Genomic DNA, 14,757 nt, shown 5'->3' on the forward strand with positions numbered 1-14,757 from the left:
TAGCATAAATAAATGGAGGTTTAGTTTTGAGTATAGAAGAAAGATGTTTAACTTTAGCAATTGAAACAAGTTGTGATGAAACATCCGCGGCAGTATTAGTAAACGGACGTGAAATTTTAGCGAATATTATTTCATCTCAAGTACCTGTGCATCAAAAGTTTGGCGGAGTCGTACCTGAAATTGCATCAAGAAAACATATTGAAAATGTAATTCCTGTTGTTGATGCTTGTTTGAAGGAAGCAAATGTTAAACTTGAAGACATTAATCATATCGGAGTTACCTATGGACCTGGATTAGTCGGAGCTTTATTGGTCGGGGTTGCAGCTGCAAAATCTTTATCGTATATATTAGACGTACCTTTAATTGGGGTAAATCATTTAGAAGGACATATTTTTGCTAACTTTCTTGCACATCCGGAATTAAAGCCTCCTTTTGTGGCACTTGTTGTATCTGGAGGACATACTTCGCTTGTTCATGTTAAAGACTATAATGATTTTGAGCTAATTGGGCAGACACGTGATGATGCAGCAGGTGAAGCTTTCGATAAAGTAGCGAGAGTTATGGGATTGCCATATCCGGGCGGTCCACAAATTGATCGATTGGCAAAAGCGGGGAACCCGGAAGCGATTGATTTTCCGCAAGCCTTACACGAAAAAGGGAACTTTGAATTTAGTTTTAGTGGGTTAAAATCAGCGGTATTAAATTATCTGAACAGTGCAAAACAAAAAGGAGAAGAAATCAATCAAGCCGATGTTGCAGCAAGTTTTCAACGCGCTGTTATTGAGGTGCTTGTTCATAAGGCGTTGCAGGCGGTAAAAAGTGTTGGTGTGAATACGCTAGTGTTAGCTGGTGGCGTTGCAGCCAATAGTGCACTTAGAGAACGATTAAATAATGAATGTGAAAAGACTAATATAGAGTTTTGTTACCCTACACCTATTCTTTGTACGGATAATGCGGCAATGATTGGCTGTAGAGCATATTATCAAAGTAGATTAAAAGAGTATTCGGATTTATATTTGAATGCTGTACCTAGTTTGAAACTAACGAGTAAAGTGCAGGCGGGATAACCTGCACTTTACTTTTTAAGTTCAAGATATGATATTTTGTTCAGTCATAGATCAAGCTACTTTAAATTACTAATCAATCCCAGAGGATTTGATTTTTTTTCATTGAATAAAATAATTTTAAATATTATTTATTGGAGTGATATCTGTGAGCTCTATTATAGATATGTGCCATATGATGACGACATTATCAGTTGTGCAAATGGATATTTTAGATAAACTACATAGTGTATATCCGATTGTTGCAGATATTGCCCATGCACAGCTTACTGTTTATGTAAAATCGTCGGAAGTAAAGAAACTATTAATTATTTCTCAAATCAAACCTAATACGAATTTTAGTCAATATCGCGCTAATAATAAACTTGAATCTCAGGTAAGAATTGCTGAGGAGCCATTAGTTTGGCATACGTTGTCTACTGGTGAAACACTGCAAGGAAAACGTGAATGGGCTTGGGGTCTTATGATGGATATGTATACCTACCCGATTTATGATTATTATGGAAAGATTATTGCATGTGTAAGTTTTGAGACAAATTGGAAAGATTTAAAAATTAAAGGATATAGTTACTTATTGGAAACTGCTTATGCAATTATATCAAATGCAAGTTTTCCGATAGATTATGAATTATACCGTTCTTTGTCGGCGAGTGATGGAATTGTCATTACAGATAAGCATAGTAAGATTACATTTGCTAATACCGCAGCAAGAAGTATCTATAAAGTCCTTGGTGTAGGTGAAATGGTAGGGCATCATATGTTTGATCGCGAAATTACGATGCATATAAAAAAAGAAACGACACTTGTTCAAAGACCGCATGAAAAGGAATTAGAAATTGGGAACTTAGTTTTAATTCAAAGAAGTATACCAATTTATGAAAATCAGAGATTATTTAGGACAGTTATTATTGTTTCTGATGTTACGGAATTAAAAAAGAAAGAAAAAGAATTAATTATAAAATCTGCGGTTATTCAAGAAATTCACCATCGTGTAAAAAACAATTTGCAAACGATAGCTAGTTTATTGAGATTGCAATCAAGAAGGACAAATTCACCGGAAGTAAAGGCTGCCTTGAAAGAAAGTGTGAATCGTATTTTGAGCATTTCTGTTGTCCATGAATTTCTATCTCAGCAAGATGCTGAAATTATTGATGTAGTTGAAGTAGCAAAAAATATTCTTGATTTAGTTATGCAGAATATGCTCGAACCGGACTTTAAGCTCGAAACAAAATTTAAAGGGGAAACGATTATTTTACCATCTGAACATGCTAGTAGTTTAGCGCTGGTAATGAATGAACTTATACAGAACTCTATTGAGCATGGATTTATTGGTTGTAATGAAGGTGTTATTGGACTTAATATTGTCAGAGAAAGCGATAATTATCTTATTGACTTATATGATAATGGGACAGGATTGCCAGAAGCCTTTCAAAAACATGCATCAAAAAGTTTAGGACTGCAAATTGTCCGCACATTAATTGAAGATGACTTAGGTGGGACATTTGAACTTTACAGTGATAAAGGAACACATGCGCGCATAAATATTCCAAGAAAAATGGGAGGAGGCAGGTAAATGGAGAGTTTACGAATTGTAATTGCCGATAATGAATCTATTATTCGCATGGATTTAAAAGAAATTCTTGAGGAAGCTGGGCATGAGGTTATTGGAGAGGCTACAGACGGGATAAAAGCGATTGATCTTACTCGTAAATATAAACCGGATTTAATTATTATGGATATAAAAATGCCAGAGATGGATGGAATTACGGCGGCGAAAACGATCGCAAATGAAAAACTTGCACCCGTACTCTTACTTACGGCTTTTAGCCAAAAAGAAATTGTTGATCGTGCCAAAGATTCGGGTGTTTTAGCATATCTAGTGAAACCAGTAAAAGAAAGTAATCTTTTTCCGGCGATGGAGATCGCAATTTCAAGATTTCGTGAAATTGCTCAATTAGAGCAAGAATTAGATGATGTTAAAAACTCTTTAGAGATGCGAAAGCTGCTTGACCGTGCAAAAGGCATACTAATGGATGCGTATGGAATTAATGAAAGTGAGGCATATAGAAGAATTCAGCAATATAGTATGGCGAAAAGAAAAACGATTAAGGAAGTAGCAAAATCAATTATAGATTCAGTTTTGAAAAAAAATAGATAGTTTTATTCTTAATGAAAAATTGGAGATGGAACTTTTTAAAAATAAATGTGCTGAAATAATTCCATTGTAATTTTTATATGTATAAATAAGGGGAAAGTATCATATAATTTTAGTATGGGTTCTATTCTATTGGGGATTTGGGGTAAAAATTAGCATGAGGAAGTAAAATGGAGAAATTCTAAAAGAATAATAGATTTTTATTACTTTTTGAAAAAAATTTTTTTATAAAAAGTCTAAAATTTTGTTTATTGCTATTGATTTTTGGCAATGAATTATATATTATGAATTATGTAATTAGCACTCACATATAAAGAGTGCTAACAAAATAATAATAATTTTATTAAAATAAAGGGAGGCAAACCAACATGATTAAGCCATTAGGCGACAGAGTTGTTATCGAAGTTGTAGCAGGAGATATGAAAACTGCAAGTGGTATCGTATTGCCTGATAGTGCAAAAGAAAAACCACAAGAAGGTAAAGTATTAGCTGTTGGTACTGGTAAAGTATTAGATAATGGTCAACGTGTAGCATTAGATGTTAAAGTTGGCGATAAAGTTATCTTCTCTAAATATGCTGGAACAGAAGTGAAAGCACAAGGACAAGATTATTTAATCGTTAGCGAAAGAGACATTTTAGCTATTGTTGAATAATTTCTTTTCATTTACTATTTAAATATTTATAGGAGGCAAATACATAATGGCAAAACAAATTTTGTTTGATGAAGAAGCTCGCCGTGCATTGGAAAAAGGTGTAGATGCTTTAGCCAATGCGGTAAAAGTAACTTTAGGACCTAAAGGTCGTAACGTTGTACTGGACAAAAAGTTTGGTGCTCCAACAATTACAAATGATGGTGTTACGATTGCTCGTGATATCGAATTAGAAGACCCATTTGAAAACATGGGTGCACAATTAGTGAAAGAAGTTGCAACAAAAACAAATGATGTTGCTGGTGATGGTACAACAACTGCAACTTTACTTGCACAAGCAATGATTCATGAGGGTATGCGTAATGTTGCTGCCGGTGCTAATCCGATGATTATCAGAAAAGGTATCGAAAAAGCAGTAACTGCATTAGTTGGTGAAATCAAAAACAATGCACATAAAGTAGAAGGTAAAGATGCGATTGCTCAAGTTGCTTCTATTTCAGCTGCCGATGATGAAACTGGTAAATTAATCGCTGAAGCTATGGAAAAAGTGGGTAAAGACGGTGTTATCACTGTTGAAGAGTCCAAAGGTATGGGCACTAGCCTTTCCGTAGTAGAAGGTATGCAATTTGATCGTGGATATATTTCTCCATACATGGTAACAGATACTGATAAAATGGAAGCTGTATTCAATGATCCATATATCTTAATTACAGATCGTAAAATTTCTGCAATTGCTGATATTTTACCTGTACTTGAAAAAGTTGTACAACAAGGTAAAGAATTAGTAATTATTGCTGAGGATGTTGAAGGCGAAGCTCTTGCAACATTAGTTGTAAACAAACTTCGTGGTACATTTAAAGCTTTAGCAGTGAAAGCACCTGGCTTCGGTGATCGTCGTAAAGCTATGCTTGAAGATTTAGCTATTTTAACTGGTGCAAGTGTAATTACAGAAGAATTAGGACGTAAATTAGACAGCGTAGAACTTGAAGATTTAGGGCGCGCTCGTCAAGTACGTGCGAATAAAGAAGAAACTACTGTGGTTGATGGTGCTGGTGATGCTAGTCAAATCAAAGCGCGCGTAGAACAAATCAAGGTTCAAATTCAAGATACTACTTCTGATTTTGATAGAGAAAAACTTCAAGAACGTCTTGCTAAATTAGCTGGTGGTGTAGCTGTTATCGAAGTTGGTGCAGCTACCGAAGTAGAATTAAAAGAAAAGAAACTTCGTATTGAAGATGCATTAAATGCAACTCGTGCTGCAGTTGAAGAAGGTATTGTAGCTGGTGGTGGTACTACATTTATCGATATTCTTCCTGTACTTGACACAATTGAAGTAACTGGTGATGTAAAAACTGGTGTATTAATTGTAAAACGTGCAATTGAAGAACCTGTTCGCCAGATTGCAAACAATGCAGGTCTTGAAGGCTCTGTTGTCGTTGAAAACGTGAAAAAATCTGGTAAAGGCATTGGATTCAATGCTTTAACTGAAGAATATATCGATATGATTGCTGCTGGTATCGTAGATCCAGCGAAAGTAACTCGTTCAGCACTTCAAAATGCTGCTAGTATCGCTGCTATGGTTCTTACTACAGAAACTTTAGTTGCTGATAAACCAGAAAAAGATAATGGTGCTTCTGCCGCTGCTGCTATGGCTGGCATGGGCGGCATGGGTGGTGGCATGGGAATGATGTAAGCTTTGCTTACACATTCTCAGCTTGAGTAATTTGTAAAATTATAATTTACAAATTTCCACGAACTCAATAAGGTCACTACATGTGTAATAAAATAATGAAGAGCAGTGTTCGCAATTCCACGGTTGCGAGCATCCACGACTGCTAAACGAATAATAAAAGAGGAGCTAAAAAGCTCCTCTTTTTATTTTGGATTAGAGAAAATGAAATTAACTATTATTTTTATTATCGAATAATAATTTGTAAATATAAAATGGTAGATAAATAATTTTTTTGATACAATAAGAAAGAAGCCAAACGATTGCAATGATAAAATTTAAAATTGTATTCATGAATAAAACCTCGGATTGATATGATTTAATTCTACTGTATGTAAAGTTTAAAAGAATTTTTAGATAAAATCAATTGGTCTTCTATATTATATTTAGTAAGGTGATGCTAATGCAAAAAAAAATTTTTTATTTAAAGCTAAATCAGGGTGGATGGATTTATATTGATTCGTTAATTGCAATGATTATATTATCCGTTGCTTTGATAGCGTTATTAATCACTTATCAACAATCGACTTCTTCCACTGTTCATGCGAAAACCTATAGTCAAGCAGCTTTGTTAGCGCAAAGTGAACTTGAAAAGCTAACAAATCTAGAACAAAGCTTACATAGTAATGATTTACTTAATGAAGAAGTTGAAAGAGAAATTGATGGGGTAAAATATAAAGTTTCTACTATATGGACGAAGCCATCTTTAGAAAAAGCGGAAAATATTTATCAGTGCGAAGTGAAGGTACAATGGCGTGCACCAATTGCAAAAACAGACTCAATCCTATCGATGGTGAGTTATTTTGAAATACGGCGATAATAAGGAGAAAATAGGCGATGAAAAAAAAGAATGTGCAAAGGGGTTTTTCGCTTATCGAAGTAATGATTGGGATTGCGATTATGGTAATTATTTTTGCTGGAATTACCAATGTATTTAGAAGTTTAATGACCAGTCAGGAATATACCTTTACACAAAATAGCAATATGCAAGATGCTAATGCGGTGATGAAGTTAATTCAACATGAAGTTCAAAAAAGCAAAGAAATTGTACAGCCAATAAAAGATGAGGAAGCAACCGATTTTTTGGAATACTATACGGAGGAAAAAAATGAGAAAGGGGAGGTTAGGGACGTTTTAAATCGGATTTTTATTGAGGGAGATGCTATTGTATGGCAGCATGGAGAAACAAAGCAACTGCTTGCAATCCATCGGGTAATCGCAAGTGAAGATTTAGCAAAGAATTCGTTGCGGTTTCAAAATATTTCTACCAATTCGGATAGAAGTTTAATCGAAGTACATGTGTTGTTGAAAGATGTGGAAAAGAAAAATACAACTGAGGCAGCTGCGGTTCACTTAGAAGCACAGATTTCTACACGTTAATTAGATCCTGTATAAAAAACGTGGCATCGTAATTTAAGATACGATGCCACGAATTTCTTATTGTTAAATTAGACCGATACTATATTGAACGATAAGTGAAACTATAGCAACGGCAATCCAGCAAACGAGACCGAGGATAATCGGTCGTATGCCATTGCCTAATAGTTGACGAATATTAGTATTTAATCCGATTGCACTCATTGCTAAGATGATGAAAAATTTACCGGTGTTCCCTAAAAATTTACTTACTTCCCCGGGTAAAAATCCAGTAGTATTTACAATTGATGCTACTACGAACCAGAGGATAAACCAAGGAAAAACTCTTGCAATGCTAAAGTCACCTGATTTGGCGTTTTTACGAGAAATAAAAATTGCGAGAGTGATTGTAATTGGCACAATCATTAGCGCTCTTGTCAATTTAACGATGGTAGCATAATCGCCAGCAGCTTGGCTATAAGAATACCCAGCAGCAACAACTGAAGAGGTATCATTAATTGCTGTTCCAGCCCACATGCCAAAACCAGCATCTGTAAAGTTAAATAGATGACCAAAGAATGGAAAGATAAAAACAGCTAAAATATTAAAAAGAAAAATTGTTGATATGGAAAAAGCAACTTCTTTTTCTTTTGCGCCGATAACTGGTGCTGTTGCAGCGATGGCGGAGCCACCGCAAATTGCAGTACCAACACCGATTAAAGTTGTTGTATTGCCGTCTAGTTTCAATAGTTTACCGAAGATATAAGCGGTGATAAATGCAGTAAGCAAGGTGAAAATCATTACGGATAAAGACTGTGCTCCAACGGCAAAAACATTATATAAATTCATTTCAAATCCAAGTAAAATAATTGACCATTGTAAGATTTTTTTCCCTGTAAATTTAATGCCTGGTTCAACTGATTCAGGTCGCTTAAATGATGCAGCGATTATTCCTAATAAAATCCCAAACACGGGGCCGCCAATGATTGGGAATTGGTTGCCTAAAAACCAAGCAGGAATTGCAAAAATAAGTGTGAATCCAATGCCTTTTAATAAGCTGATATTCATGTTAAATCATCTCCTTTGAATAACTGTAGTCTATCACTTGTAGTTGCATATGTACAATAATATAATTATATAAAAACGATAGGTATTTACATATAGAAAGTGGTGTTTGCTTTGACTTTAAGACATTTACAAATTTTTATTTGTGTTTGCGATGAACTTAGTATGACTAAAACAGCAGAAAAATTACATATGACTCAGCCATCTGTTAGCCAAGCCATTCATGAAATTGAAGATCATTATAAGGTTCGTTTGTTTGAGAGATTAGGCAGGAATTTATTTATTACGGATGCCGGAAATAATTTATTAACTTATGCACGGCATTTTGTTAATTTAAGTACAGAGATTGAAAATGCTATGCAAAAGTTTGGCAAGCAGTATATGATAAGAATTGGTGCAAGTGTTACAATTGGTGAATGTGTATTAATAGATTTAATAAAAAAACTACATATAGAATATCCAGAATATCAAATAAAATCCGAAATTCATAATACGAGAGTTTTAGAAAAAATGGTACTAAGTGATAAACTCGATATCGCTTTAGTAGAAGGGAAAATAAAATCAGAATATTTGATTGCTGATGCATTTTTGGATGACGAGCTGGTTTTTATTGCATCTCCTGATTTAGAATTGATGAAAAAAGATAAGATTGAAATAGCTGATATAGAAAAGATGAATTTCTTTGTAAGAGAGGAAGGAAGCGGGACGCGAAACTTATTTGATCAAGTTATGGAAAGCAAAGAAATAAAATGTAACATTGTAGGTGTTTATAATAATGCAGATACAATAAAAAAAGCGGTTTTGGCGGGATTAGGTATAAGTGTAATTTCTAGATGTGCTGTTCGTAATGAAATTAAAAGCGGAGAACTTTCTGAGTTTAAGATGAAAAATATTAATTTTAAACGGAAGTTTCATATCGTGTATCATAAGAATAAATATTTATCTCAAGGAATTAAAAATATTATGGAAATTTGCAAAAAAATGAGTGAATGAGTTTCTTGGATTTTTAGATATAATATAGTAGAAGTCATTTAAATATATTGGGTTAGGGGAAAGGAGGATGAGATCGTTGTTTGCAAACTTAAAAATGGAAAAAGGCGTTACAACGTTGACTGCTGCTATGATTGTGGCATTAGTTGGTATTGTCTTAGCTGGTATAGTACCCATGATTTCTCAATCAGCAAGAGCGAATATCAGTAATAAAGATCAAATCCAAGCTATGTACGCTGCAGAATCAGGGATTAAAAGAGCAATGAATGAATTGAAAAATAAACCTGATATAGATTCATGGTCAAATGAAGAAAATATTTGGTTGAAAAAAAATGCTAAAAATTATTTGACTGATGGTGTTAGATATGAGGTACAAATACATAGACAAGGTATTTCTGGAAACCAATATACATACAAAATAGAGTCTAGAGGGATTGTTGAGTCGACATTTGGAACTGAGAGTAAGTCGGAAAAAGTGGCAATCCTTGTCGTTATAAAAAATGATGATAATTCAGCTGATGAAGTTTTTAGTAAGTATACGTTGTATGGAAATGGACACGTCATACTAACAGGTGCTGCTGGATCTATGGTTTATGGTGATATCGTAGCAAATACAAATTATACGTTATCTGGATATACTAGAATCGTTGGCGATATATATATTTATAATAATGCTACGGGAAAATATAACACGATTAAGGAAATGCCTAAACTTACTGTTAATATCCCTGGAATTCCAAGTTGGGAAAGTACAGGGTATACGGAAGCACCTAAAATAAAAGGTGATAATGTTAATTTGTTTGGAGATATTTCTTTATCAGGTAATTATAAAACATCGAATGCGCAGAATTTATACAATATGAATGCTGTTTTATCTGGAAATACCAATCTTTATATAAATGGGCAAAGTGGTTTTAACATGAATAATCAATCTTCCATTAATGGTCAAAATCACGAATTGACTTTAGTAGTAGATGGAAATCTTATACTTACAGATGATTCCTATATTAAAGCAAAGAAACTTAGAATTTATGCTACAGGTGATGTGATTTTAACAAGTAGAGCAGCGTTAAAAGGTGATGATGTTTTTATATCAGCAGGAGGAAAATTTAAATTTACCGATTCTAGTAATGGAATTAATCCAGATTTTTTTACTGCTGAGACTTATGATATGAATAATAGTTCTGTTCGAGTCTATGCTAAGGAAATTGATATTACAAATGGACGGAATATTAATGGAAATAAAATTGTTTTGCATGCAAAAAATCGTTTGTCTTTTAATGGGGACGTTGGGATTAATCGCGGTTTAGAACAATATTTACAAAAGAATCCGAGCTATCAGACAGAAGCTGAAATTTATAGTAATCAACATTTAAGTTTTCAAAACGCTTGTCTTGTAAATGCTAGTGATTGCCGAATTCAAAGTGGAGATAGTATGGAGCTGCGAGGAGATGTAAAAGTCAATGCATATCGAAATATTGCCTATCCGGTTGTTACGCAAATTTACAGTGGAAACCAACTTGTTATACAGGGATATAATAAATTTGAGATTACTGACAGTGTCAAGGATTCACGGAATGATGCGATTATAAAAGCTGAAAATCTGATTAATTTATCAGGGGGAATTTATGCTAAAAATACATTGGTTGTTGGTAATCAGAATATAGTTAGCAGTTATGGTAATATGAATCTAGCTGCTATATATAGTAATGGTTTTATGGAAATAAATAATTGGAATGTGCTTATGATTAATGAGGACTATCGTAAAGGTGGAATAATAAAAACATTGGCAAACTATTTGTCATCTGGTGTTGCTGGAGAGAATGAAGTTATTATAAAGGAATGGAAATAATTTAAGTTTTATAAAGAAATCTTCTTGCATAGGTTTAGTAATAAGTTTTATGCAGGGAGGTTTTTTTATGGTAATCAATTTAAAAAAATTAATTGGGCAGAAGCAGTTTGTTTATGGACTTATTGGTTTATTTATCTTTAGTACCGCTTATGTTCAAGTAGCAAATCTTGTAAACACTGGACCAATTGCAATTGCAGGAACCAATACGGAACAAAAAGTGGTTGCATTGACATTTGATCATTCCTGGGGAAATAAATTTACTCCTTCGATTTTGGAAACACTAAGAGCAAATGATGTAAAAGCTACATTTTTTATCATGGGGCCATGGGCGCTTAAATATCCAGAGGTTGCAAAGCAGATAGCTACTGACGGTCACGAAATTGCTAGTCATGGGCATAAGCATGAAAACTATGGAGACCGAACAGCAGATTGGGTAAAGAATGATATTGAAAAAGCCGAAGCGGAAATTAAGGAAGCAACAGGGGTCGAATCAGTGTCTTTAGTTAGACCTCCGAATGGAAGCTATAGCAAAGAAGCATTATCCGTCATTGATAGTTTAGGCTACAAAACGATTATTTGGAATATTGATTCTTTAGATTGGAAAAATCCCGGGAGAGATGTAGTTATTGATCGTGTAGTAAAGCGCTTAAAACCAGGTGGTATTATTTTAATGCATGCCTCTGATACGCCACAGCAAACAGCAGAAGCTTTACCAATTTTACTAGAAAAGATTAAAGCAGAGGGATATCAAATTGTAACAGTGGGGGAACTTTTACAAAACTACGCTGAGGGTGGATTGAAGCGCCACTGATAGCTGAATAAAGAATAAAAAACCTTTAGCAGGATTTTAGCCAGAGCTAAACGAATTTTATAAAGTTATGTAGTGCGAATATAGATAGCAGTATAAATTATGCTAAAGGTGGCGATTTTTGTGATAGATATGATGACGCCTGCCCGAAAAGCGGCAGAGGGTATTCGACTAGATTTTTCTGACGCAGTGCAGCTATATAAGGAAGAAAATTTGCTTAATTTAGCAAATTGGGCGCGAGCAATCAAAGAAAAAAAGAGCGGCAAAAATGTGTATTATAATGTTAACCGTCATATTAATTTGACGAATATATGTGTATCTGGATGTCCATTATGTGCATTTGCGTGTACAGCTGAAGAAAAAAGAGCGTATGTAATGAGCCAAGAGGAAGTGGAGAGAATTGTGCAAAGCACGATGGCGAAAACTCCTGATTTAAGTGAGTTTCATATGGTAAGTGCACTTCATCCGGAGAAAGATTTTGATTACTATTTAACTATTGTAAGAGCGGTAAAACGCATTGCGCCTCAGGTACATTTAAAAGCGTTTACCCCGGTTGAAATTGTCCATTTTTCAAAGATATCCAAACGAAGTATTGAAGATGTGCTAAAAACATTAAAAGAAGCTGGGCTGGATTCATTACCTGGCGGTGGTGCTGAAATTTTAGATGATGAAATAAGAAAAGAGATTTGTCCGAATAAAGCAACGACAAAAGAATGGATTGAAACGATAAAAACGGCACATCGCCTAGGTATATTGACAAATGCAACGATGCTTTACGGTCATAAAGAAACGATTGAGCAGAGAATCCGCCATCTGTTCACCTTGCGTGATATTCAAGATGAAACAGGTGGCTTTCAAGCTTTTGTCGCGTTCCCTTTTCATCCGGCAAATACAGGATTTTCAGACCTTAAGCGTGTCAGTTCTTGGGAAGATTTAAAAATGATTGCGTTAACACGATTGATTTTAGATAATTTTGACCATATAAAAGCTTTTTGGATGATGCTTACGATGCCAATTGCACAGTTATCACTAGCCTTTGGGGTAGATGATTTGGATGGAACGGTCGAAGAAGAAAAGATTATCCATGCAGCAGGAGCAAAAACAAATAAAGGAATTACAAAACAAGAAATTATTCAATTGGTGAGTGAAACGGGATATATTCCTGTAGAACGTGATACATTTTATCAACCAGTAGAAAAATTTTAGTGAGGGAAGAACCATGGGAAAAGCAAAATTAGGGCATATTAATTTTATTAATTGTTTGCCATTAACATATAGCTTTGAAAAAGAAGGGTTTGGAAAAGGACTAAATATTACTTCGGCAGTACCGACAGTGCTAAATAATGATATTGTCAATAACAGGCTGGATGTCAGCCCTGTATCTTCTATTGTTTATGCACGAAATAGTGAAAAGTTTTTGATTATGCCAGATGTGGCAATTAGCGCAGATGGCAACGTGCAGAGTATTATTTTAGTCTCGAAAAAACCAATTGAAGAGTTAACGAATGACAAAATTATTTTAACGGCAAAATCGGCAACTTCTCACTGCTTATTGAAAATAGTTTTAAATAAAGCATATGGTGCAAGACCAAATTATTATATTCGTATTATTGATATGAATCGGATTATTCCCGAGGATGCAACTGCAACTTTATTAATCGGTGATGATGCATTATATGCAAATCACAATCATCAAGAAGGTCTTTATTATTATGATATCGGTATGGAGTGGAAAAAACTCACCGGACTTAGAATGGTATATGCAGTATGGATTATCAATCGGAATTTTGCCAAAAGCCATGCTGATTTATTACAGCTCGTTTTTGATAGAGTAACAAAGGGATTTGCGAATGGTTATCAAAAGAAAAAGCAAGCAATTGAAATGATTTTAAATCATAAACCATTTTCATTTGCGCAATTAGATGAATATTTAGAAGTGATAAAATGGGGTTTTTCCCAGGAACATCAACGTGCGTTGTTGATTTTTTATGAGATGGCACATGAGATGAATTTGATTGACCATGTACCGAAAATAGAACTGGCAGAGGTGATTCGATGAGTTTGTCGCCAAAAGAAGGTTTAGATTTGTTATGTAATGGCGATGTACTCGCACTTGGCAAGCAGGCAGACGAAGTACGTCGTAGCTTACATCCGGATAATACAGTAACTTTTATAGTTGATAGAAATATCAACTATAGCAATGTATGTGTAAGTGAATGCAAGTTTTGTGCATTTTATCGTCGTAAAGGGGAAAAGGGGCAGTATTTATTATCGAATGATGTCATTCTTAAAAAGATTGATGAAACGATTTCAGCAGGGGGAACACAAGTTATGATTCAGGGGGGGTTACACCCTGATTTGGATTTTCAATATTATCTCGATATGCTGAATTTAATAAAAAAGAAGTATCGGATTACTATCCATTCTTTTTCGCCAGCAGAGGTCATTCATATGGCGAAGAAAGCCAATTTATCTATTTTAGATACGCTTAAAGAATTAAAAAAAGCCGGATTAGATTCACTTCCGGGAGGCGGTGCTGAAATTTTAGTCGATGAAGTTAGGCAGCGTGTCAGTCCAAAGAAAATATCAGCTGGTGAGTGGCTAGAAGTCATGGAAATTGCGCATGGCATTGGTCTTGAGAGTACCGCAACGATGGTAATCGGTATGGGAGAGACGCTAGAGCAAAGGATTGAACATATGGAAAAGGTTCGTCAATTGCAAAAGCGTACGGGCGGTTTCCGGGCATTTATTACATGGACATTCCAACCCGGGAATACTGAACTTGGCGGGAAAAAAGTTACTGCCTGGGATTATTTAAAGACGTTGGCTGTAACGAGAATTTATTTAGATAATATTAAACATATTCAAGGTTCGTGGGTAACGCAAGGGCAAAATATTGGACAACTTACGTTAGCTTTTGGGGCAGATGATTTAGGTAGTATTATGTTAGAAGAAAATGTAGTCAGAGCCGCAGGAACTTCTTATCAAATGTCAATTGATAAGATGGTAAATATAATTCGTGACGCTGGAAAGGTTGCCGCTCAACGTGATACTCAGTATAATATAATAAGAAAATTTGAATAGAGGG

14 protein-coding genes are annotated in these 14,757 nt (G+C 34.7%); 13 read left to right on the forward strand and 1 reads right to left on the reverse strand.

All coding sequences use genetic code 11. From position 1 onward, the window contains the following. Window positions 1–32 precede the first annotated feature (32 nt). The 7 genes from tsaD to ACWZFG_RS01410 all read left to right on the forward strand — a co-directional run bounded on the left by tsaD (window position 33) and on the right by ACWZFG_RS01410 (window position 6,978). On the forward strand, window positions 33–1,067 hold the full coding sequence (tsaD, locus tag ACWZFG_RS01380) for a tRNA (adenosine(37)-N6)-threonylcarbamoyltransferase complex transferase subunit TsaD (protein WP_147668217.1): 1,035 nt from the start codon (window positions 33–35) through the stop codon (window positions 1,065–1,067). 145 nt (window positions 1,068–1,212) lie between these two features. Beyond that, a complete protein-coding gene (locus tag ACWZFG_RS01385; protein ID WP_455576928.1) occupies window positions 1,213–2,637 on the forward strand; it encodes a histidine kinase N-terminal domain-containing protein in 1,425 nt (474 codons plus the stop codon). Then, a complete protein-coding gene (locus ACWZFG_RS01390) occupies window positions 2,638–3,222 on the forward strand; it encodes an ANTAR domain-containing response regulator (protein ID WP_147667789.1) in 585 nt (194 codons plus the stop codon). Window positions 3,223–3,587: 365 nt separating this feature from the next. Continuing rightward, entirely contained in the window at window positions 3,588–3,872 is a 285-nt protein-coding gene (gene groES, locus ACWZFG_RS01395; RefSeq protein ID WP_147667790.1) for a co-chaperone GroES, read from the forward strand. A 46-nt stretch (window positions 3,873–3,918) separates the two neighbouring features. After that, window positions 3,919–5,562 carry a chaperonin GroEL gene (groL, locus tag ACWZFG_RS01400; protein WP_177504220.1) on the forward strand — a complete coding sequence of 548 codons (1,644 nt, stop codon included), beginning with the start codon at window positions 3,919–3,921 and terminating at the stop codon, window positions 5,560–5,562. 439 nt (window positions 5,563–6,001) lie between these two features. After that, window positions 6,002–6,418, forward strand: coding sequence for a type IV pilus modification PilV family protein (locus ACWZFG_RS01405; RefSeq protein ID WP_418627014.1), 417 nt, complete (start codon window positions 6,002–6,004; stop codon window positions 6,416–6,418). A gap of 17 nt (window positions 6,419–6,435) precedes the next feature. After that, window positions 6,436–6,978, forward strand: a complete 543-nt coding sequence (locus ACWZFG_RS01410) for a PilW family protein (RefSeq protein WP_455576929.1) — start codon at window positions 6,436–6,438, stop codon at window positions 6,976–6,978. Between the two features lie 63 nt (window positions 6,979–7,041). Here the strand turns inward: ACWZFG_RS01410 and ACWZFG_RS01415 are convergent, their stop codons facing one another. Beyond that, complete coding sequence (locus tag ACWZFG_RS01415; protein WP_455576930.1) at window positions 7,042–8,022, reverse strand: YeiH family protein; 981 nt, start codon at window positions 8,020–8,022, stop codon at window positions 7,042–7,044. 102 nt (window positions 8,023–8,124) lie between these two features. Here ACWZFG_RS01415 and ACWZFG_RS01420 point away from each other — a divergent pair, with 102 nt between their 5' ends. From ACWZFG_RS01420 to mqnC, 6 genes are all read left to right on the forward strand, one after another. Continuing rightward, window positions 8,125–9,012 carry a LysR family transcriptional regulator gene (locus ACWZFG_RS01420; RefSeq protein ID WP_455576931.1) on the forward strand — a complete coding sequence of 296 codons (888 nt, stop codon included), beginning with the start codon at window positions 8,125–8,127 and terminating at the stop codon, window positions 9,010–9,012. A gap of 76 nt (window positions 9,013–9,088) precedes the next feature. Further along, window positions 9,089–10,861 carry a hypothetical protein gene (locus tag ACWZFG_RS01425; protein ID WP_455576932.1) on the forward strand — a complete coding sequence of 591 codons (1,773 nt, stop codon included), beginning with the start codon at window positions 9,089–9,091 and terminating at the stop codon, window positions 10,859–10,861. A gap of 67 nt (window positions 10,862–10,928) precedes the next feature. Beyond that, window positions 10,929–11,672: a polysaccharide deacetylase family sporulation protein PdaB gene (gene pdaB, locus ACWZFG_RS01430; RefSeq protein ID WP_147667797.1), complete on the forward strand. Its 744-nt coding sequence runs from the start codon at window positions 10,929–10,931 to the stop codon at window positions 11,670–11,672. Window positions 11,673–11,801: 129 nt separating this feature from the next. Then, window positions 11,802–12,875 carry an aminofutalosine synthase MqnE gene (gene mqnE / locus ACWZFG_RS01435; protein WP_418627018.1) on the forward strand — a complete coding sequence of 358 codons (1,074 nt, stop codon included), beginning with the start codon at window positions 11,802–11,804 and terminating at the stop codon, window positions 12,873–12,875. 13 nt (window positions 12,876–12,888) lie between these two features. Beyond that, complete coding sequence (locus ACWZFG_RS01440) at window positions 12,889–13,728, forward strand: menaquinone biosynthetic enzyme MqnA/MqnD family protein (protein ID WP_177504232.1); 840 nt, start codon at window positions 12,889–12,891, stop codon at window positions 13,726–13,728. Then, a complete protein-coding gene (gene mqnC / locus ACWZFG_RS01445) occupies window positions 13,725–14,753 on the forward strand; it encodes a cyclic dehypoxanthinyl futalosine synthase (protein WP_147667799.1) in 1,029 nt (342 codons plus the stop codon). The genes ACWZFG_RS01440 and mqnC overlap by 4 nt, the downstream gene beginning before the upstream one ends. The last annotated feature ends 4 nt before the right edge of the window (window positions 14,754–14,757 follow it).

Source organism: Anaerosinus sp. (assembly GCF_965318445.1).

Coding starts and splice junctions, on each gene's coding strand:
- ACWZFG_RS01440 (WP_177504232.1), top strand. CDS start 12,889: ATGGGAAAAGCAAAATTAGGGCATATTAATTTTATTAATTGTTTGCCA.
- groL (WP_177504220.1), top strand. CDS start 3,919: ATGGCAAAACAAATTTTGTTTGATGAAGAAGCTCGCCGTGCATTGGAA.
- ACWZFG_RS01390 (WP_147667789.1), top strand. CDS start 2,638: ATGGAGAGTTTACGAATTGTAATTGCCGATAATGAATCTATTATTCGC.
- ACWZFG_RS01410 (WP_455576929.1), top strand. CDS start 6,436: ATGAAAAAAAAGAATGTGCAAAGGGGTTTTTCGCTTATCGAAGTAATG.
- mqnC (WP_147667799.1), top strand. CDS start 13,725: ATGAGTTTGTCGCCAAAAGAAGGTTTAGATTTGTTATGTAATGGCGAT.
- mqnE (WP_418627018.1), top strand. CDS start 11,802: ATGATGACGCCTGCCCGAAAAGCGGCAGAGGGTATTCGACTAGATTTT.
- groES (WP_147667790.1), top strand. CDS start 3,588: ATGATTAAGCCATTAGGCGACAGAGTTGTTATCGAAGTTGTAGCAGGA.
- ACWZFG_RS01415 (WP_455576930.1), bottom strand. CDS start 8,022: ATGAATATCAGCTTATTAAAAGGCATTGGATTCACACTTATTTTTGCA.
- pdaB (WP_147667797.1), top strand. CDS start 10,929: ATGGTAATCAATTTAAAAAAATTAATTGGGCAGAAGCAGTTTGTTTAT.
- ACWZFG_RS01405 (WP_418627014.1), top strand. CDS start 6,002: ATGCAAAAAAAAATTTTTTATTTAAAGCTAAATCAGGGTGGATGGATT.